At 70.4% G+C, this 20,608-nt stretch carries 14 protein-coding genes; all 14 read right to left on the reverse strand.

The features are described from left to right. Window positions 1–503 (reverse strand): clostripain-related cysteine peptidase (locus AC16DP_RS06640; protein WP_483956652.1); only part of this gene is annotated, 503 nt, incomplete at its 3' end. Between the two features lie 156 nt (window positions 504–659). Continuing rightward, entirely contained in the window at window positions 660–1,322 is a 663-nt protein-coding gene (locus AC16DP_RS06645; protein WP_329730177.1) for a phosphoribosyltransferase, read from the reverse strand. A gap of 96 nt (window positions 1,323–1,418) precedes the next feature. Continuing rightward, entirely contained in the window at window positions 1,419–1,736 is a 318-nt protein-coding gene (locus AC16DP_RS06650) for a hypothetical protein (RefSeq protein WP_329730178.1), read from the reverse strand. A gap of 69 nt (window positions 1,737–1,805) precedes the next feature. Next, window positions 1,806–2,756: a hypothetical protein gene (locus tag AC16DP_RS06655; RefSeq protein WP_329730179.1), complete on the reverse strand. Its 951-nt coding sequence runs from the start codon at window positions 2,754–2,756 to the stop codon at window positions 1,806–1,808. A 239-nt stretch (window positions 2,757–2,995) separates the two neighbouring features. Beyond that, a complete protein-coding gene (locus AC16DP_RS06660; RefSeq protein ID WP_329730180.1) occupies window positions 2,996–4,381 on the reverse strand; it encodes an eCIS core domain-containing protein in 1,386 nt (461 codons plus the stop codon). Between the two features lie 541 nt (window positions 4,382–4,922). Next, a complete protein-coding gene (locus AC16DP_RS06665) occupies window positions 4,923–5,396 on the reverse strand; it encodes an SMI1/KNR4 family protein (protein WP_329730181.1) in 474 nt (157 codons plus the stop codon). Window positions 5,397–5,398: 2 nt separating this feature from the next. Beyond that, complete coding sequence (locus AC16DP_RS06670) at window positions 5,399–8,302, reverse strand: eCIS core domain-containing protein (RefSeq protein ID WP_329730182.1); 2,904 nt, start codon at window positions 8,300–8,302, stop codon at window positions 5,399–5,401. Between the two features lie 4 nt (window positions 8,303–8,306). Beyond that, on the reverse strand, window positions 8,307–10,340 hold the full coding sequence (locus AC16DP_RS06675; protein WP_329730183.1) for an AAA family ATPase: 2,034 nt from the start codon (window positions 10,338–10,340) through the stop codon (window positions 8,307–8,309). Window positions 10,341–10,351: 11 nt separating this feature from the next. Further along, a complete protein-coding gene (locus AC16DP_RS06680; protein ID WP_329730184.1) occupies window positions 10,352–13,012 on the reverse strand; it encodes a hypothetical protein in 2,661 nt (886 codons plus the stop codon). Beyond that, window positions 12,999–14,339, reverse strand: a complete 1,341-nt coding sequence (locus AC16DP_RS06685; RefSeq protein ID WP_329730185.1) for a hypothetical protein — start codon at window positions 14,337–14,339, stop codon at window positions 12,999–13,001. Before AC16DP_RS06685 ends, AC16DP_RS06680 begins: the two co-directional genes overlap by 14 nt. A 36-nt stretch (window positions 14,340–14,375) precedes the next feature. Further along, a complete protein-coding gene (locus AC16DP_RS06690) occupies window positions 14,376–15,533 on the reverse strand; it encodes a hypothetical protein (RefSeq protein ID WP_329730186.1) in 1,158 nt (385 codons plus the stop codon). 34 nt (window positions 15,534–15,567) lie between these two features. Then, a complete protein-coding gene (locus AC16DP_RS06695; RefSeq protein ID WP_329730187.1) occupies window positions 15,568–16,857 on the reverse strand; it encodes a hypothetical protein in 1,290 nt (429 codons plus the stop codon). Continuing rightward, a complete protein-coding gene (locus AC16DP_RS06700) occupies window positions 16,854–18,260 on the reverse strand; it encodes a hypothetical protein (protein WP_329730188.1) in 1,407 nt (468 codons plus the stop codon). Before AC16DP_RS06700 ends, AC16DP_RS06695 begins: the two co-directional genes overlap by 4 nt. Continuing rightward, window positions 18,257–20,608 carry a phage tail protein gene (locus AC16DP_RS06705; RefSeq protein WP_329730189.1) on the reverse strand — a complete coding sequence of 784 codons (2,352 nt, stop codon included), beginning with the start codon at window positions 20,606–20,608 and terminating at the stop codon, window positions 18,257–18,259. The genes AC16DP_RS06700 and AC16DP_RS06705 overlap by 4 nt, the downstream gene beginning before the upstream one ends.

Raw genomic sequence — 20,608 nt, forward strand, 5'->3', positions numbered from 1 at the left:
CTGTCACGGAGCGCCGTGGCCACCGTGGTGGAGAAGAGCGAGCGGTGGTAGCCGTGGGACATGGCGCCGTGGACGCGGCCCAGGGGCACGGTGTCCCCGGTGGGCGTGGCGCGGCGCTCGATCTTCATGCCGAGCCGTGACGCCTGCCTGTACACGTTGGTCTCATCGATGCCCGAGCCGTGGTTCCACAGCACGGTGAGGTAGTGGTTGGCCGGGCTGCGCTGGATACCCCAGGTGAAGAAGTCGATGGCGCACTGGGGATCTCCGGTGTTCGTCTCGCCGATCTCCTCGACGATGTCCTGATCGGCCGTGGTCCCCTTGCGGACGTGGTAGCGGCGCGTCTGCTGGTCGCCCATCCTGTCGAGCTGGACGAGGATGTCCACGTCATCCGTCGAGCCCACCTGTTTGAGCTCCTGGAGATCATCCAGGGCCGCGTCCTCGAGATTGTTGTCGCCGGCCATCCAGACCATGACCGTCCATTGCTTCTTCTGTGGCGCTGGCATGTGCATCCCCCTTGTCCGTGAGTCCAATGGGAAGGTGGAGTCCGGGGGGCTCCCCCGGACAGGGGCCCGGAGTGCCAGGAGGCGGTGGGGCCGGAACCGGCCGGGAGGAGGAAGGCCGGGGGAGCGGGGGCCTCGTTCCGAGCCGGGCCCCCATTCCTACCGCGTGGGGGAGGCCGGGGCCTCTTCCCGCCTCGAGGACTCGAGCAGCCGCAGCACCTCGTCGTCGGAGACCTGGGTGAAGTCCTCGTACCAATCGCCGATGGCCCAGAGCGCGGGCGAGGCCTCCACGCACACCACCTCGTCGGCCTCGGGCGCTATCTCCTCCAGGCTCTGGCTCGCGGCCACCGGCACGGCGAGGATGAGCTCCCCCGGGTGGTGCTCACGAAGGGAACGGATGGCGGCCCGGACGGTTCCTCCCGTGGCGATCCCATCATCCACGAGGATGACGGTCCGTCCGCGCAGCTCGGGAGGAGGCCCCCCGTGCCGGAACCGCAGGGCCCGCCTCGCCACCTCCCGGGCCTCCCGTTGGGCCGCGCCGGCGAGATCCTCCTCCTCCAGGCCGAGCCGCCTCATGAGGGGGCGGTTGAGGTACATGGCGCCGCCTTCCGCCACCGCTCCCACGCCCAGCTCCGGCCGGCCGGGCGTGCCAATCTTCCGGGACACCCAGACGTCGAGGGGCGCGCCGAGCGCCCGCGCGACTTCATGGGCCACGGGGATGCCTCCGCGGGGGAGTCCCAGCACCAGGGGATTCCGCCCGGCGTAGTGCCCCAGGAGCGACGCCAGCTGTCTGCCCGCATCCGTGCGATCGATGAACCTCATGTGCATCCTCCCCGAGGAATGCCGCGCACCCTCGCGCGGACGTGACACCCCGGGCGTCGTGGAGGCCGGCCATGGACAGGCCCCCGGCGAGCGGGGCTACACCGGGACGGTGCGGCGCGAGGCCCGCGTGCGGCGGGGCGGTGGGCGCTCGGACTGGCCGGTGCGGCCGTGCTGGCTCCACACGTCGGTCATCAGGGCGAGCACCAGCCCCACGATGGGCCAGCGCGTCCACTGCCCGCCGAACCAGTGCTGCACGGCCGAGTACCAGAGCAGCGTGGTGGGCAGGAAGATGAAGCCGAGGATGGGCCAGAGCAGCGTGTCGAACATGCCCCGGAACCAGCTGGTGAAGAACCACAGGACGAGCATCAACAACCGGGGGACGGCGAGGGCGAAGAGCGCGAACAGGACGGGCATGTTGGCCTCCTGGCTACAACCTGCGCAAGCACCCGGGAGCCCGCCAGGAGCCGGGCTCGGGGCCGTAGGCTAGGCGGGCAGCTCCTGCTGCGGGCGCTCCTTGGCGGCCTTCTCGCCGGGACGCACCGTCGAGCGGATGACGACGATCTTGTTGAGGATGTCGAACCAGAAGGGCGCGCCCAGGGAGACGGCGAGGCCCGTCAGCAACAGCCCGAGCACCTTCAGGACCCACCCCCCGAACGTCCCCGGCGGCTGGCGGATGTCGGCGAGCGAGGGCATGGACGTTTCCTGGGGCTCCTTGGGGGTGTCCTTGTGGAAGCTCCAGCCCAGCGGCAGCCCGATATCACCGAGCACGGTCAGTTGCGCTTCGAGCTGCTGCTCGGCCGCCATCAGGTCCTCCCCCCGCGACACGCCGGCCGGCCGCGCGTTCTCGGCGGCGGAGACCACGGCGGCGCGCAGGGTGTCATTGCGCGAGAGCTGGTTGACGACCTGGATGGTGTCGATGTTGTAGGCGGCGGCGAACAGCAGACCGATACAGAAGGCGATGACCTGGCTGCGGCGCTTGTACCAACCGGAGAGCCGCTCCATGGAGGCGTTGAACCAGTCGCCGACACCCGTCTGGAGTTTGCGGAGGTTCCCATCCGAGTCGGCGAGCAGCGCCTGGAGGGCCTGCTGGAAGCGAGCGGCCTGCGGGGGCAGCGAGGCGACCGTCCGCTCGAGATCCTCCACGGTGCCCCGGGCGCCCCGGTGCAGCACGCCCTCGAGCAGGGCGACCACGAAGGTCTGCGTGGGGATGTAGGAAGGCAGACGGCCTCCTTCCTTGTGGAGCGCCCGGATGAGCGCGTGCGAGTAGAAGTTGTCGGCGCCCTCGTTTCCCAGCATGCCCCGGATGGTTTCGTGGAGCGCCGACGCGCGCTTCTTGAGGAGGATCTCGATCACCTCCACCGCCGCCGAGCAGATGAGGCTCATCAGCAGGAAGATGAAGGTGACGCCGAGCAAGACATTCAGCATGCTGAACATGGTCTGTCCTTTCCTTCAAGGAAGGAGCATCCAGCCGTCATTGTGACAGCCCATGCCCCTGGAAATCTGTCCGCGCCTCGAGCCAACTCCAGTGCTCGCGGGATGGAGTGGCTGGTTCAGCAGCGCACAGAGGGATGCGCACGGCTGGAGTGCGGGCGAGTGCGGCTCACCCCGGATCGCTTTTCACGGCGACGAGGCCCGGAGCTCCACCTCCCTCCCCCACCACAACCAGTCGCCGCTCATCGGAACGCGCCCTCGATGTCCGTCTGCTGGGGCGGGAAGAGCTTGTCCACGAGCGCTTCACCTCCCTTGCGGCCCAGCCATCCCACGCCGATGGCACCGCCCACCCCGCCGATGAACGCGCCGATGGCCGCACCCGGTATCGCTCCCGCCCCGCCGAACCATGTGCCGATGCCCGCGCCAATCGCGCCGACAAGCTTCGCTCCCGCCCAGCCGCCCGCCGCCGCTCCGGCGACCCCGAGTCCCTCCTGGAGCGCCACCCGTGGCCACTCCACTCCCGCGGTCGCCACCCGGTAGGACGCGATGCCGATGTCGATGGCGATCAGGATCCGCCCCGCGATCCGAAGCCGGCCCACCCACTTGTTCACCTTGAGATTGGCCCTGGCCGCGCTCTCGATGATCTGCTTGTCCGTTTTGGGCGTGATGCCCCGAGCGTCTCCCGTGCGCAGTTTCTCGTAGGAGGGGCCGACCGGGTTCTCGTACTTGCGGAGGTTGCGCTGCTCGGCGAGCAGGCGGAGCACGTCGAGATCCCAGCGGCGGATCCTGACCTTGGCCTCGTTGCGAGCCGCGTTCGCCCAGCGCGCGACTTCCTCCACCGGCCGTCCCTCGGCGATCAGCCGCTGGGCCGTCTGGGAGATGGCCTGGTCCGCCTCGTCATAGAGGGCGCGCAGCAATCCCTCCACCTCGAGCACCGTCCCCCCTCCCGCCGTCACATCCGCCGGCTCGGGGCCGGCGTCCCGCTTCGCGAGGGAGGTGGAGCCGCTGGCCTGCTCCCGCACGCGGAAGGGCTCGCCCCGCAGGACGGCCTCGGAGGCCTGATCGGCTTCCCGCTCGTGGACTCCGCCCTGGCCAGGCGCGGACAGCTGCGGGGTGGGCGCGCTTCGTTGTTGCTGCACGACATGGGCGGCCTCGTGCGCCATCAGGCCGAGGTCGGTGGTCCGTTCACCCGGGCCCAGGAAGATATGACTCCCATGGGTCACGGCCCGGGCGGACAGACTCCTCGCCATGCTTCGCGCAGGGGTCTCCGTGTGCACGCGGACGGATTTCAGGTCCAGCTGGAGGCTTTGCCCGATGGCCGCCTGGACGGGCAGGGGAAGGGGTTCTCCGCCACGGGCGGCCGACGGAGCGCTCGCCACTGCCGGCTTCCCGTTACTCACCGCTCCCTGGTGGAGATTCTCCAGCAGCTTGCGGAAGCGGGGGTCCTGCTGGGGATTGCCTCCGAGCTTCACTCCCGTGCTCACCGGGGGCATCGCGAGTTGCCCCGGGCTCTTCCCGGCGGCTGGCGTTCTCTGGAGGGCCCTGGCTCGGGTGCTCACCCGCTCGCGCTCGGAGACCCGGGCAGAGGAGCGCGGTGGTGGTGTCCTGAGCAGGAGCGGTGCGGCCATGTCCCCATCCTCCAGTCCCACCCCTCACGTTGCGGCGCGCCGTTACCCCGCGCAACAGAGCGGCACCCACCGGCTCGCGCGTGCATCCGGACGCGGGCCGTGGGGCTGTTCGATGGAAAAGGGGGAGAGGGCATGCGACCGCTGGCCATAGCAGGCGCGTGCTCGACACGCTGTCCTCGGTTCTCCACAACTCCTGGCCGTGCTGCCGTGGATCGTCGAGCTCCAGGTTGTCCCAGGCGGCGAACAGGACCGTGTCATCCACCGCGAACAGCTCCGGGATGGACCCCTCGTCACCGAAGGTGAGCCGCTCGGTCAGGATGCCTTGTAGACCATGCTCTTGGAGCCTGTCCGCGCACCGGGTCGGCTCCAGTGCTCGTGGGGTGGAGCGGCCGGTTCAGCAGCGCACAGAGGGATTCGCACGGCTGGGGGGGAGCGAGCTGGGCTGTCGGACTCCGTTACATTAGGAACGGACCGTCACATTAGGAACGGAGACGACACGTCTTCAGCCGTCCCTGACACTGGGAGCGACATACGAACATCGTCATGACTCGAACCGTGGCGAATTCTCATCTGCGCGGAGCGAGGATATGAACGAGGCGAAATCACTGGCCAGGAAGTGGAGGTTTTTCTCGCTCGCGCCAGCATGGCCATCCCAGTAGAAGATTTCGCCCGACCGCTCACCCGAAACCGCCAAACAAATCTTGTCGACGCCTTCCGTCGTTGCGATCGGAAGCATGGTGTCGGGAATGCGATCTCCAAACACATCCAGGTTCCAATCGAGGTTACACGACTCGACAGGATCATTTAATCCAAAGAAAAAATGGATTCGGCCGAATGGGTTATTTGCAAGGCCTGTGATCGCAAATAGATCTCGTTCAGGCCGTCCTCCATTGGTTGTCAACAAGAAGGCCTTGTAGGCAACAGGGAATGTAAAGCCATTCTTTATTTCAAATGACCTGAGTTCCTCCTCATTGAGGGGAGGTCCTCCTTCGGTAGTATGAAGCAAGTAGCTCATTGTTATCGACCTCCAGAGAAGCCGCCGGTGTGTCCCGTTTTAGCGTGGATGTCTGTAGGGACAAGTTGCATGGTCTTTCTGTCTTGGTGATGATGCCATGTCTTGCCCTTGGGTGTCTCTTTGAGTCCAGCCTTTTTGTTTGCGGCGGTGAAATCACTAGACCGGGAGCCAGTGTATGTAATCTCTACTTCTTTTTCAACTTTACCAGCAGCCCTGAAATCGGGGTAGCCCTGGCTGTCGAACGGGACACCGGTAATCGGATGCTTTTTTCCCGCGAGATGGAAGTTCCGGATTGGAGGAGTGTCTGAATATCCAGCGGTACTCTCATCAGTTGGTTTGGTCTCTTTGTTGGTCTTCTTGCTACCCTTCGGATTGAGCTGACCTTCGATCCACCAAACGCCGTCCTGTTCTACCGGCCGAAGTGCCTGGAATCCGTATCTAACTCGTACGGCTCCAAGTACACCGTCGATTACGGGCGCTGCAACCCTCCCGCGAAGGGCATTGACCGCTGTGGCAGCGGCATTCAGTCCGAGCCGTAGCCGTTCGTTCGGATCCTGCGGCACTCCGGCTTGTGCAATGAACCGTCCCAGCCGCTTTGCCTGCGCGACGATCCAGTCCACCACCCGATCCAGCGCCTTTTCGACCGCCGCGCGGACGCGGTTGACCACGTTGAGCACCGCATCGCTCACGCGGCCCAGTCCGGCGATGCGCGCCAGGAAGCTGATCACCAGCGTCAGCATCCCGGCCATCGTCTGCTCGACTCGGGTCGCCGCGGCTGCGATGACGCCGCCCGCGATGGTGGGCAGGGACTCGAGGAAGGAGAGTGCCACCTGCTTGATCTGCTGCAACCTCTCCACGAAGAACATCACCGTGTTGTAGATGCCGATGATCGCCTGGATGAACGCGCCCACCGGGTTGAGGCTCGTCACCAGCCGCATGATGGCCGCCTGCACTACCCGGTCTCTCACGAAGGTCATGATCTGCTCCATGACCATGTCGCGCAGATTGCCGAGGCTCTCCTTGATCTTCTCCCACGCGGCGGCCGGCCCCTGGGTGACCAGCGTCTTGACGAGCTCGAAACCCGTCTCGAGCGCTTGCACGGTCTTCTCGCCGACCACCCGCACCAGCTTCTGGCGGAGGAACTGCCAGGTCACGCGCATCACGCTCAGGACGAACTTGACGATCTCGCGCAGCTCGAGCGCCTGCGGGATGTAGATGCCGGCACCGCTCATCGCTCCCATGAGCCAGTCGATCAGCGATTTTCTCAGGTGGGTGAGGAACCTGCCCGCGAACTGTTGCAGCCCCTGGATGCCCGCGCGCACCAGCTTGCCGGCGAAGCCGATCGGATCGCGCAGGATCGCCCGGAAGGCTCCCGCGGCGCGGCGCAGGTAAGGCATCACGCCCGGCGCCACCACCGAGAAGATGATCTCCAGGAGGCCCCAGACCGTGTTGCCCGCCCAGCTCGTGAAGCGGCCCATGAAGTTGCCGAAGGCGCCCGCCACCTTGGCGAACGCTCGCGGCAGCAGCACCAGGTCGGCGATCTCCAGTGAGCGCAGGGTTCGCATGAAGAGCCCTGGAATCTCCTGGACGAAGCCGAGCAGCTCGCCCAGCGCTCCCTGGAACCACGCCCAGGCCTTGCCCACCGCGTTGGCCTTCTTGAGGTTGTTCCAGACCTCCTCCTGGCCGATCAGCTTCATGAAGCCGCCGATCAGGGTCTCGGCATTGCGCGGGACCGCTTCGCCCGTGATCGGATCCCTGCCCAGTACCGCCTTGAGCAGGTCATAGCCGCGGGTGCCCTCCGCCAGCTTCGCCAAGGGCTTCAGGATGGCGTCCTTGACGATGTCGGTGATGCCGCCCACCAGCCCGCGCACGAAGCGGGTGATGCGGCCAATGGGCTCGGTGAAGATGCCCTGGGCACGCTCCCACACACCGCCCAGGTTGAAGATGTCCTTCCAACTCAGCGTGTCGAGGAAGCGGTTGAGCGCCTCCCGGAACGTGCCCGCGGCCATCCCGAGCGAGCGGAGCTGCTCTTCCACCCACCCGCCCACGCGCTCGAAGATTCCATGGTTCTCGAGCGCCTGGGTGATGAGCCCACCCCCGGGGATGAACTCCACCACCGCCTTCATGACATTGGCGGCGCTGCGCTCCACCCGGCTCATGTTGATGGGGTTCACCCCCAGGACGAGGGTGAGCAGCCGGAAGCCGGGCAGCGCATTCGCCTTGTCCGCGAAGAAGTTGAGCGCATCCCCGATACCCAGCCGCTGCATCCGCGAGCCGCTGGTCCGCTCGCGCACGGTGAAGGACTCGCCCCGCAGGACGGCCTCGGAGGCACGGTGTGCTTCCGCCTCGTGGGCCCCTCCCTGGCCCGGTGCCCACCGCTGCGGTGTGGGCGCGCCTTTCTGTTGCACGACGTGGGCGGCCTCGTGCGCCATCAGCCCCAGGTCGGTGCTCCGCTCTCCCGGGCCCAGGAAGATCTGGCTCCCGTACGTCACGGCCCGCGCGGACAGGCTCTTCACCGCGCTCTGCGCGCGAGTGTCCGTGTGCACGCGGACGCCTCCCAGGTTCACCTGGAGGCTTCGCCCGAGGGTCTCCTGGACTCGTGGAGGCAGGGGCTCTCCGCCACCAGGGGCCGCCGGAGGGGTCAGTGGAGGCGCCGCCGCTCCCTTGCTGAGGTTCTCGACGAGCCTCTGGAAGCGGGGGTCCGTCTGGGCATCTCCCCCGAGCTTCACTCCAGTGCCCACCGAGGGCACGGCCCCCACGGGTCCTGGACTCGCCGTGGGTGCCGGGGCCCTCCCGTAGCTCAGGGGCCTCGCCGGTGTCGTGCTTCGAGCACCCACCAGACCCCGCTCGGAGGCTGGCGCTGGAGGACGCTGTGGTGGCGTTCTGGATCGGAATGGTGCGGCCATGTGCTCACCCCCTCGGCGACTGCGTCCCCACGCGCCGCAGCGGGCACACCGCGCCCAGCTTGCGGTACTCCCGCTGCACCCCGGCCTCCACGTGCCCGAATCCCACCGTCCCTCCGTCCTCCAGCGCCAGCATCGTCGCGTGCAGCACCGCGTTGCGGATCTGCCCCCCGCTCAGGTTGCAGCGCGCCGCCACCTCGCGCAGCTGCTCCTCGTCCACCGCGTGCCTCTCCGGCAGGTGCAGCTTCCAGATGCTCCAGCGCTCCGCCGGCTCCGGCGCCCGGAAGTCCACCACCACGTCCATCCGCCGATGGAACGCCGGATCGATCGCCTCCGGCGCGTTCGTCGTCACCACCACGATTCCCTCGTACGACTCCACCCGCTGCAGCAGGTAGTTCGTCTCCAGGTTCGCGTACCGATCGTTCGAGCTGCCCACGCCCGTGCGCTGCGTGAAGAGCGCGTCCCCCTCGTCGAACAGCAGGATGACGTCCAGCTCCTCGGCCAGCGCGAACAGCCGGCTCAGGTTCTTCTCCGTCTCGCCGATGTACTTGTTCACCACCGCCGACAGCTCCACCCGGTACATGTCCATCCGCAGCGCCGTCGCCAGCATCCTCGCCGCCAGCGTCTTCCCCGTGCCGCTCGGCCCCTGGAAGATCGTCCGCACCCCCGGCGTCAGCTGTCTCCTCAGCGCCTCGCCCACGTGCCCCGCCAGGTGCTCGCGGTGCCGGCACCGTGTCTCCAGGTTGCGCAACTCCCTCAGGGTCTCCGCCCCCACCGCCAGCTGGCTCCAGTCCCCCCCGCCCGTCAGCCTCACCGCCAGCGTGTCCAGCGTCTGCCGGTGCAGCGCACGGCTCGCCTGTCTCACGTCCTCGGGCTCCACCTGGCTCCGGCCCGCCAGCGCCGCGTGCGCCCTCGCCAGCTTCGCCGCCCTTCGCAGGTTGCCGCTCGTCATCCGGAAGCTCGCCGTGAGCGTGTCCAGTCCGGGCACGGCCCTCCCGAGCCCCCGCTCCCAGTGGCTCCGCCGCTCCTCGGGCCCCGGCACCCCCAGCTCCAGCGTCAGCGATTGCTCCACCCCCGCGCCCCCCACGCCTCCCTGCCGGCCCAGCACCACGCCCAGTGGCGCGTCCCCGCCCTCCAGCTCCGGGAGCTCCACCGTCTCGCCCGGGCCTGGATCCAGCACCACCACCGGCATCGCGTGCAGCAGCGTGGCCAGTGCGCCCACGCCCCGCCACCGGGACTCGTCTCCCGGGCCCCGGCCCTCCACCTCCAGCACGCTCCGCCCGAGCTCCCTCGCCACCGCGCGCAGCAGCGTGCGGCGGCCGTTGTGTCTCGGGCCTCGCACGATGAGCGCTCGCGCCTCGCCGGACTCGAGCAGCTCCGGCACCCGCGACAGCGCCTCCTTCGAGCCCTCCGGCAGGATGAGGGGCTCGTCCGTCCGCAGCGTCTCCCACGTGAAGTGCCGCAGGCCCGGCGCCAGGTGCTCGTGGGCCTCGCCCCTCAGCGCGTCCCAGAGTGGGCCGGGCACGTGCAGCGCCCGCTCGGTGCGCGGTGCCTGCGCATCCACCACCTCCACGAGTCCCAGCTCGCCCAGCCGGCGCAGCCTCGCGCGCACCTCGCCCCGGTCCTCCGCCGGGCGCCACCAGGCGTTGAGCAGCCCCTGCGTGGGCCGGTGCAGTCCCGGTGTCCCCTGCATGGCCGCGAAGAAGGGGCCGAAGCGCGCGTCCTCCTCCACCAGCCCCACCGCCATCAGCAGGGTCAGCGCGTCGTGGTCCAGCGCCGCCGCCTCCCGCAGCGCCCGCAGCGGCAGGTGGGCCGGTGCGTCCTCCTCCCAGGCGGCGATGGCCTCGCTCCAGGCTCCCGCTCCCGCCTCCGCGTCCAGCGCGTCCAGGCCCAGCCGCCCCAGCTCGTCCCGGTATTCCGCCGCGAAGGGGAAGCGGGTGAGCAGCGCTTCCCTCGACTCCAGTGCCCGCACCGCCTGCGCCAGCAGCCGCGAGAGGGCCGCGAAGAGGTAGAGCTTGAAGTGCTGGAAGGAGTCGGACATGGGGCCTTCCTTCAGTCGAAATGGAACAGCACGTGCCGGCCGGCCGCCGGTATCCAGCCGATGTCCCGGTCCAGGCCGGCGAAGCGCACGGGCAGCGGCAGCGACGCGAGCGGGAAGACGACGTCCACGTGGCTCTCCGTCACGTGCACGCGGGCCTCGTGCTCCAGCAGCACCCGGGACAGCTCCTCCGGCCCCTCCGTGCCGAGCGCCCGCGCCAGCCGCGCTCGCACGTACGGGACGAGCCAGCCGAGCCAGCGCTCCAGGGGCGAAGGTTCGGCCTCCCCGGGGGCCCGGGTTTCCGGAGCCAGTGAGAAGGGGGTGGAGCCGGCATGGGGCCCGGTCTCGCGGTGGAGCTGTGCCTCCGGCTCCTCTTGCGTCCGCGCCACGTCCAGCACGAGGAAGCCGGCGGGGTGCCGCACGTGGAGCCGCTCGACGGAGGATTGCCGCACCGTGCTCCAGTGCCAGGTGCCCGGCTCACGGAAGGCCTTCAACCACGCGGGGGAGAGCCGCCACTCGGAGGGTGGCTCGAAACCGTCTCCGGCGGGGGTGCCGGGCGGACGCCCCGCGAGTCTGGCCAGGAGCGTCCAGAGGGGATCCTCCGGAGAGGGCTTGGCCAGCAGTTCGTCTCCGAGCAGCGTGAGGAAGTCCCAGACGGGCAGGCGCAGTCCGGGAAAGGCCGGTTGGGTGAAGTCCCCGTAGAGCTCGAGGGCCAGGGCCAGGTTGAGCAGGTAGAAGGTTCCTCCGAGCCGGGTGTGGATGGGCTCTCCCGTCCAGGAGAAGGGCTCGGGAAGCGGTGGGGCGGGGATGCGCGCTCCGGCGGCGGAGGTGGGCTCCCCGGTGCCAGGGGGGGCGGCGCTCCCGGCCGCCAGCGAGGTGGGCAGGGGAAGGCGCGCGGGCTGTTCCCCGATGGGAGTGGACGAGGGGTGTTCGGCGCGTGGCTCCTCCGTGGGTGAAGGGGAGGGCGCTCGCGTGTGCGAGCTGGCTGCGACCCATGCCTCCGCTGGCGTGTGGATGTCTGTCTCCGGGGCCGTGCCGGTGGGGGGGGGCCGAGCGTGTGCCGTGCCCTCTGAAGCGAGGGCATCTGTCTCGTGGGGGGCCGCGTGAGGCGGACGCGCGGCAGGGGCGTCCGTCGCGGCGTGGGGCACCGCATCGAAAGAGGCAGCGGTGTGGTCGTGCCGAGCGTGGTCGATGTCCGATGGAACGGCGTGGGTGTCTGTCTTTGGGGCTGTCCCGGTGGGGGAATGCTGGGAGTGTGCCGTGCCCTCTGGAGCGAGGGTGATGCCCGCTACCTCGGCGTGGGTGTCTGTCTTTGGGGCTGTCCCGCTGGGTGGATGCCAGGCACGAGGCGTGCGCGCTGGAGCGAGGGCCTCCGCCTCGTGAGTGGCCGCATGAGGCGGACGCGCGGACGGGGTGTCCGCTGAAGCGAGGGGGACTGTCTTGATGGGAGCAGCGGGAGCCCGTGAGCGGGTGATGTTCTCCGCTCCGGTGCGGGTGTCCGCCTCCGCGGCTGTCGTGGTGGGGAGCCGCGGGGGTGTTCCCGCTGGTGCGTGGGCCCTGGCCTCGCGAGTGGCCGCACGAGGCGGATGCGCGGAAGTGGCGTCCGCTGGCGCGTGGGTCTTCGTCTCCATGACGAGCGTGTCAGGGAGATGTTGGGAAGGGGCGGCGCCCGTTGGGTCAGGTGAGCCATCCGGCCGCGAGCTGTTCCAACTGGTCCGACCATCGGACCAGTTGCTCGAGTCCGCGCCCGGAAGGTCCCCCGTGTGGTCATGTCCTGGCTCGAGTGCATGCACCGGGAGCGGATTGCCGCGAAGCGCCGGGCCAGCACGTCCTCCCGAGGGCACGGCCGCTCCGCGCTGGCGCATCCGCTCCCGCCACCTGGCCACCGCCGTCGCGGTACGGGGCAGGTCCACCACCCCGGGCGCACGCCGGATCATCAACGCCACCCCGAGCAGGGTCCGCGGCTCGAGCCCCAGCGCCGCCGCGTCCGCCTCGGGGAGCCAGCTCGCCCAGGGAGGCGCCTCCTCCCCGGGCTCCACCGCGTGCGTGCGCTGCTCCGCCAGTGCGCGCTCCAGGGCCCCCAGGCCGAAGCGCCGGTTCACTCCCGCCAGGAGCTCTCGCGCCTCCCGCTCTCCCATGCGCCGCAGGAAGGCCTCCGCACGGCCCCAGCGCGCCAGCAACTCCAGCGAGGCCGGGACGTACTCCGGCGCCCGGTTCCACTCCGTCAGCAAGGCCCGGTACGGGTCCGCTCCGAGGAAGCGGCCCGTCCACCACCAGCGCGAGGTGGCCACTCCGGAGCCCACGTCGTTCGCGAGGCACGCGTACAGCTCCGCCGGATCCGCGAAGACGACCGCCCCGGCCCCCTCGGGAACAACGCCCCGGGCGGGCCGCGCGGCACGGGAGATCCGGGCCCTCAGCGACTCCCGGAAGGCCCGCTCCCATTCGGCGGGAGGGCGGAGCTCATACCGGTGCAGGCGCAGCGTGCGGGGCCTGGGATCCTCCAGCTTCTGGATGCAGACGATGGCCGAGGGCGGCAGGCCCCCGGGGAAGAAGTCCAGGCAGCCCAGGAGCCCCTCCAGCCGCAGCCGGGCGGAGAGCGGCTCGCAAGCGCTGCTCCGCACGCGCAACTGGCCGATGAGGGCTCCGTCCGCCCGGCCTCCCTCACGCCTTGGCATTGCCCTTCCCCCGCTTGAGGAGGCCGAACACGAGCGCCCCCAGCGCCGCGACGATGGCGGCCACGATGCCCAGGAGCCCTCCACCACCGCCGCCGCCGTTGCCCCCCTGCGCGAAGCGCACCTCCCGGGTGGCGCTCCGGCGGGTGATGTACGTGCCCGAGCCCGGACTCGCGTCCAGCTCCACGAGCACCACCTGCTTCGGCTGCCGCGCGTAGACGCCCTGCTGCGCCTCCGTCAGCGTCCATTCGCCGGTGGCCAGGGTCTCCGTCGCCTCGGCCGGGAGGGTCATCGGCGCCGTGGGGTTGCCCGGCGCCGGGAAGATCTGCCAGCGCTCGTAATCCGGGTCGGTGATGCCCTCGTTGGAGATGCGGAACGTGGCGGAGAGCCCCTCGGCGGCGGCGGCGATCCTCGCGGCGTCCACCGACTTGTTCTGCACGGTGGCGGTGAACCGGTTGGACTGCTCCTGGCTGACCTGGGCGCTGGCCTCGGTTCCGACCAGGAGGCGGAGGCCGTCCGCGGCCAGGGTCACGCCGCCGCAGTCCTCTTCGCGGAGATAGGCCCGGCCCCAGGTGGTGGAGGGCGGGGTGCTGGTCAGCGGATTGTCGATGTCCGGAGCCGGTGCGCCCCGGGGCCAGACGAGTGCCGTCCCCTTCGAGCCCGGGGTGCCCGTCATCGCCACGAACGCGGCGACGTAGAAGTCGAGCTCCTCCACCCCGGAGAGCGTCAAGCCCTCCTGGGACGCGCGGGGCAGACGCACCTCGACGTTCCAGGCCTTGCGCGCCGTCTCCGCTCCGGACGTGGCCGTGCGCACCTGGAGCCACGGGGGATTGGCGCTGGCGGTGGTCTGGCTCCAGTCCACCGAGGGGGTGGTGCTCGTCGCCTTCCAGGCCAGCACCTCTTGGGGCGCGCTGTTGGTGGCGTCCCCCACGCCGGGAGGCAGGGGTCTGATGTGGATGCGCCAGTACTGATCCGAGCCCACGGCATGGAGGGCCAGGACGACGGTGTCGTCCTCGTCGAAGCCCGTGTCGCCGTTCACCTCGATGGAGAGGAAGAAGTCGGAGGGGGTCCGCAGCCCCTGCAGGGCGCCGTGGGGTCCCGGGGAGGCGTTCTCGAAGACATAGCGGAAGGCGCTGCTCCACCCCATGTCTCCTTGCACCTTCCCGTCCACGGTGGGCGTGGCCGGCTCGCCGGGGAGCGCGGTGGCCTCCGGGAAGCAGAGGCGTTGTTGCGCGAGTGCGCGTTCCGGGAGCAGCGCGAGCCCCACCACCAACAGCAGCGCCGCCCGTTTCATCGAAGCCCGCGTCGAAGCCTGTGTCGAAACCTTCATGGAGGTGTCTCCTTCCTGTGGGGGCTGGGGGCTGCCTCACTCCAGCCGGATGCGGTGGGACACCTCGCCCGCGACGCCGGGGCGGGTCTCCGAGACGATGCGCAGCACCAGCTCCGCCCGGGTGGCCATGTTGTCGGCGGACAGCCGGGTATCGATGGTGACGAAGCCGGGCTGCTCCACGCGGATGCGATCGCCGAGGCCCACGGTGAACGTCCAGTGTCCACCCGGATCCCCCTTCACGGACGGCTCGAAGCGGTAGTCCCCCTTCTCGAGGAACTGCGCCTGGTAGCGCAGCCGGGCGACGCGCTTCGTGGCGTCCACCACCACCTCGCTGCCCGCCACGGTGGCCCCGTCGCGCGCGGACGCCAGGGTGAGCTGGAAGTCCGAGTGCACGGGGGGCGGGCTGCCCACGGTGACGAGCTGCTCGCCCGAGGAGCCCTTGAGCTCCGGATTGCGCCGCGAGGTGGCGATCAGCCGCAGCCGCGCCGAGGTGTTCTCGGGCAGGTTGGGCGGGATGGCCAGCCGGACGCGCACCTCCTTGAAGGTGCCCTCCGGTGCCTTGCCTCGCGGCAGCAGCAGCTCGGCCGGCTTCAGCGCATGGCCCTCGGCATCCACCACCTCCACCGTCCACGCCGGCTCCACCACGGGCGTGAGGGTGAAGGTCTCGTCCATGTTGGTGAGGACGGTGAGCGTGTAGGTGAAGTCGTAGCTCTGGCCCGCCTTCAGCGTGGGCGCCTTGGGCGCGCCGGTGAGGCTGATCATCACCTGGCCCGTGGGCAGGGCGGGCGCCGGGGGCGAGACGATGACGGTGGCGGAGGCGAAGCCCAGCGGATTGCTCACCGTGAGCGTCACCGGCCGCGTCTGCTCGGACTCACCGGGAAGCGGTGGCACGTCGAAGAGCAACTGTGTGTCGCTGCTGCCGGGCTTGAACTGATCCACCCGGACGCCCGCCACCGTGACGACGTTGTTCATCGGCAGGCCGAAGTTGCGGCCCACCAGGCGCAGCTCGTCGCCTACCCGGACAGGGCCGGAGGGGAAGAGGGCGGTGATGGCCACCCCGGCCTTGCCGCCGGGCAACGCGGACTCCAGTTGCCCCAGGCGCTTCTCGTGCTCCTCCAGCCGCTCGAGGATGCCGTTGAGCAGCTCGGCGGTGATGAGGCTGCCAGGGAGCACCCTGGGAGATGATGGTGACATGCTCGGCTCCTTCCTGCGCGGTGGGTGGCGCTCCTCAGGGCGTGGGCGGCTCCTCGCCGGGCCTGGGGAGGGCAAGGTGGGCGAACTCCACGCGTCCGACGTCCAGCCGTGCGTCGCCCTGGTAGGGGAGGTGTCCGCTCGTGAAGACCAGGTAGGGCTGGGCCTTCCGGGGGCCGGTCAGCGCCTGCTGGTTCTCGCGGATGAGGTAGACCCAGAGCATCTCGCGCTCGGCCAGCTCGATGGGCGGGTAGGCCAGGGACTGGCGCAGCAGCGGCTCCAGGCGGGCCCCTTCGATCACGTGCTTGCGCCAGGTGAGGCCCTCGAGGAAGCGCTCGGCGCTGAAGCCGCGCAGGGAGCCCAGCTCGAGCGGCACCACGCCGGCCGGCGGCAGGTAGTCGAAGTGGTCCGTGGCCCTCACCTCTTGCGGCTTGTCCCCGCGCAGCAGCGCCTCGAGGTGCTCCTGGAACTGGAGCAGCACGGCCTCGGCCTCACTGGCGCGCCGGGCGCCCAGCCACGGGGCCCAGCGCCCGGCGTGCGGCGGCGGCGTGGGGTGGCGGCGCACCGAGCCCATGTCCACGAAGCGCAGGCCGGTGAGCTCCCGCCAGTGCAGCAGGGCCAGGGGCACCTCCTGATCCGTGAGCCGATCCGGCCGGAGCCCGTCCAACAACCCGTAGCGCTCCAGGGGTTGCCCGAAGGGGTGGACGAGCGCCTCGCGCCAGCGCGGCTCCCCCGTGCCGAAGCACAGGTGGGCCACGCGGTTGCGCAGGCGGGTGTCGTCCTCCTGCAGCCCGGCCTCGTCGAGCGGCACGCGGAGCAGCCGGAAGCGGACGCCCTCCACGACGTGCCGGAAGTTGCAGGCCGCCGTGTTGGGGCCCAGGCCGCTCACCGGCGCGCGCCCCGTCAGGTCCTCCACCGGGGCGAGCGTCAGCAGGTAGAGCCCCGTGCCCGTGATGGGGACGCTCGGGGGCTGGAGGCAGTCATGGAAGCCTCCCGAGCCCGGGGCGGCCTGTGTCCGGGGCTTGTCGGCCCGGGCCAGCGACACCTCCACCACCTGGTGCAGCTCGAGCGTCTGGCCCTGGCGGTTGAGCGCCAGCCCGGGAGCCACCGTCACGGTGGGCTCCGTCGCCGAGCTGCCTCCGAGGGTGGCGTTCACCTCCAGCCCGTGGACGATGCCCTCGCCGAGCGCCCGGCCGAACCGGGTGAGCCACGCGCGGCGGGCCTCCTGCTCCTGGCGCAGATCCTCTCCGGACAGCAGCCGTCCGTTGAAGAAGTGGGTGGAGCGGATGCCGTCGTCGAAGTACGGCGTGTCGAGCATGAGGCTCATGGCTTGCCTCCGAGCGGGAACCAGCTCACCTCGATGACGAAGCGGAGCTTCTGGATGACCTCCGCTTCCACCGGCACGCCCTGGTGATCGAAGACGTAGACGGAGAAGCCCTTCGCCTCGAAGCCGCCGAAGACGACGGTGGGCACGCGGACCTGCTCGATGCTCATCGGCAGCACCTTCACGACGTAGCCGGACTGCCGGAACTGCGGATCCACGTAGCCGTCGAAGGTGAAGAGGACCTCGCCCTTCCCGGCCCGGAGGGCGCGCAGGTTGCCGAACGTGTCCTCCATGCCGGGCTCGTCCACGCCCTTCACGACGCCCGCGGCGACGACCTGGTAGACGGCGGGCTGGGGCGGCGGAGGCTCCGGCGGCTGCGGGCTCGTGGTGGCCGCCGGGGTGGAGATGCCACGCACCAGCCACTCCTGGAGCAGCCTCTGGCTCAGGAGGAAGGGCCGCTGCTCCTCGTCGACGCGGATGTTGCCGGGCTCCGTGGTGGCGAGCTCCCAGGCGGCCTGCTCGCTGGCGCGGGTGAGGGGCAGCCACAGCGCGGCGAGCAGCACCCCGTCCTCGGCCTGCTTCTCGCCGGGCTTCGGGTCGTGCCAGTCCGGGCGCAGCTTCGTCACCCAGAGGCGGAACGCCGCGCGCAGGTACCGGGGCAGCTCCTCCGGAGGAATCACCTGCGGGGGCGCGGTGTGGGGCGATCTCCCGGCCCCCTCCGGGGTCGGCCACTGCTTCCGGGCCTCGGGCCACTCCGTGCGCAGCCGCTCGAGGAAGGCCTGGAGGGTGGCGTCGTCGGTACCGCCCGCGAAGGGCGTGGGGTCGAGGTTGTTCTTCAACCAGAGGATGAGCTCGCGTACCGCCAGCTCCTCGCCCGTGGGAGGCGGCTCCAGGCGCAGCTCCAGGTGGAAGCTGTCGGCGATGCGCGACTCGGGGTGGGCCTCCTCCTCGGAGCGGCAGGGCTCGCCGGGGATGGGGATCGGATCCGTCCGCTGCTCCTGGTAGCCGAGCACCACGTGGAGGGGCAGGTGGGCCTTGTTGGCCGCGCCCACGTCCTTCAGCTTCTCCTTCAGTGCGTCCGCGTGGTTGGCCACCCAGCCGGGGAGGGAGGCGCACTGGGCGGGTTGCACGTGGATGAACTGGCCGCTGGGGCTCACCGCCATGCCCGGGGCCACCTCCACCTCGAGGCCCCCCTTGCCCGTCCGGGTGCTCACGGCGAGCCCCCACGCCGTGCCGTAGCCGAGCAGCTCGCGCACCACCCGGCGATCCCTCTCGGACAGGTAGGCGAACTCCTGGGTGAAGTCTTCCGCGCCCAGGATCATGCCCAGCACGTAGTTGACGTGTTTGGTGGGATCCGCCGGCTTCTGTGGCACGGATGTGGATGCGGGTCCGAATGCGGTGCTCATCGGATGTCCCCTCCGGGGGTGGAATGGTGGGTGAGGCGATCCCTCCCGATGCACCAGCGCTCGGTGGCGGCCCGTGCGGGGTTGGGAGTGAGGAAGGCCTCGGCCAGGTACGCGCTGCCCAGCACCAGCGCGCTCCGGGCTTCCGGTGCGCGGGCGCCCAGGCTGACGTGCGTGTCCACGCCCAGGCGGGCCTCGCCCACGCGGAACATGGCCCAGTAGAAGCGCACGTCGAATACGGTGTGCGCCGGCTTCTCCTGCTCCACCAGGCGCCGGGCCTGCTCCAGGCGCGTGCCGAGCTGCGCGGCGTGCGTCCCCCGGGGCACGGGAAGGAAGACGGTGAAGCGGTGGGCCGCGCCAGGCCTGTCCTGGGCGCCCTGGGCCGAGCGGAAGTGCTCGATGATGCGGATGGACGCGCGGAGCGGATCCTCCTCCTCCTGGAAGAGGGCGTCGCCGGGCGGCTCGTCGAGCACCAGGCGCAGCGCCATGCGCAGACCGCGAGGGGTGCCGCGCCAGCGGAAGAAGTCGGCGGCGTGGCGCAGGAGGAGCCGGCGGCGCTGCTCGTCCCAGGAAGGATCCAACGCCAGGCCGAACCAGCTGGCCAGCCACTCCAGGGCCTCGGCGGGGGCGGTGCGCGCGTCGAGCAACACCTGCGCCGCGGCGATGCGATCCTCCACGTGGGTGTAGAAGCCCTCCATGTTGGCGAGGAAGCGCTCCAGGAAGCTGGCCGAGGCGGGCTCCTGCCGGTAGATGGCGGGCAGGTAGCGCTCGGGGTACGAGGGGCGTGGGTAGTACGCGCGCAGGGCGTGGAGGCGCGGCGTGGCGCCGCCCGGGCCGCGCAGGGTGAGCTCGAGCTGGAGGTAGCGGCCGCGGGGGTGCTGGAAGAGCAGCTCCCAGGTGCCGCGGTGCTCGCCGGAGGGGCGGGGCGTGAAGGGCAGCTCCGAGCCGCTCGTGCGCAGGTAGGGCTCCGGCTCGAGCTGGAAGGGGGTGCGCTCCACCTCCTGGGGCGTATCGGCCGCGCGGCTGCGCACCTGGACGCGAGTGCCCTCGGGGATGTGGGCGTCGAGGAAGAGGCGGTGCCAGACGCAGCCGGGCAGGCGGCTGTCGAAGCACTCGGTGAGGAGCACGGCCTCGGGCTCGTAGCGGGGCAGCCGCTGGGCGACGAGCGGGATGTAGCCATCGGCCAGGTCGTAGAAGAGCCGTCCCTGGCCCGTCACCAGCCCCCGGCCGCTGAACAGCCGCATGGGCAGGTACTCGGAGAGCGGCGAGAGCCCGGGCACGCCGTCCTTCACCTTCAGACGGAAGATGAAGGTCTGGTTGCCATCGGCGGAGACCACGTAGAGGCGGCCGGCCACCTCGGACGTCCCCTCCGGCACGAAGGCGGCATCGTGGGCGCGCAACGTGAAACGGTGGGACTCCTCCTGCTCCTCGAGGATGCCGCTCACGGACAGGGGGAGGGCGTCGCCCCGGGGGACGCCGTCGCGGTACAGACGGAGGTGGCTCGCCTCCGGCTCCGCGCGGCGGTCGAGCACGAGGACCTGCCCGTCCGGGAGCGCCTCCACGGCGATCGGATCCACCTCCTCGAGCAGAAAGGCATCCTCCTCCGAGAGCTCCGGGACGATGGGGGAGGGCGCGTCCTGCGTGCCGACGGGCTCCGGCCCCACGGGGTGGAAGAGCGCCTCGCGCGGTGGCGGCCTGGCCCGGGTGCCGGTGCGCACCACGCGGAAGGTGGCGTCCAGCGTCCAGCAGCGGCGGTGCTCCCGGTCGAGCACCAGCACTCCGCCCTCCGGCGTGGGCGACAGATCGAACGGGACGAAGGCCACTCCGGAAGGCCAGAGGAACCGCAGGGGTGGGCTGCCCGTGTGCAGATCGAAGACGAGCAGCCCGGCGGGCTCCAGGGAGCCGGCCACCAGGTAGTGGAGCGGGGTGACGGCGAGCCCGCTCAGCAGCTGGCGCGAGGTGGATTGCCGGACGGGCACCGGGCCGAAGTCACCGGTGGTGGCGCGAGGGAGCGGGGGAGCTTCGAGGGACCAGAAGGTGCTGCTCTTCCCCGTGCCGCTGGACTGCACCCGGATGGACGTCCGGCTCTCGTCCACCCAGTAGATGTTGCCGTATTGATCCCTCCCGGCACCGCGGCGCTCGTCCACGTCCAGCGCGGGGGCGGACACGGGCGCGGTGAACCGGAACAGGAGCGGCCGCAGGGTGAGCGCGGCCCGTTCGTCATCCCAGCGCACCGGGGTCCGCTGCTCGCGCTCCTTCCAGCGCTCGTCGAGCGCCTGGCCTTCCTGGCGGCAACGCCCCCAGTCGTCGCGCCCGAGCAGCAGGTGGTAGCGGGTGCCGTTGACGTCCAC

The sequence above is a fragment of the Archangium sp. genome, from assembly GCF_057119385.1.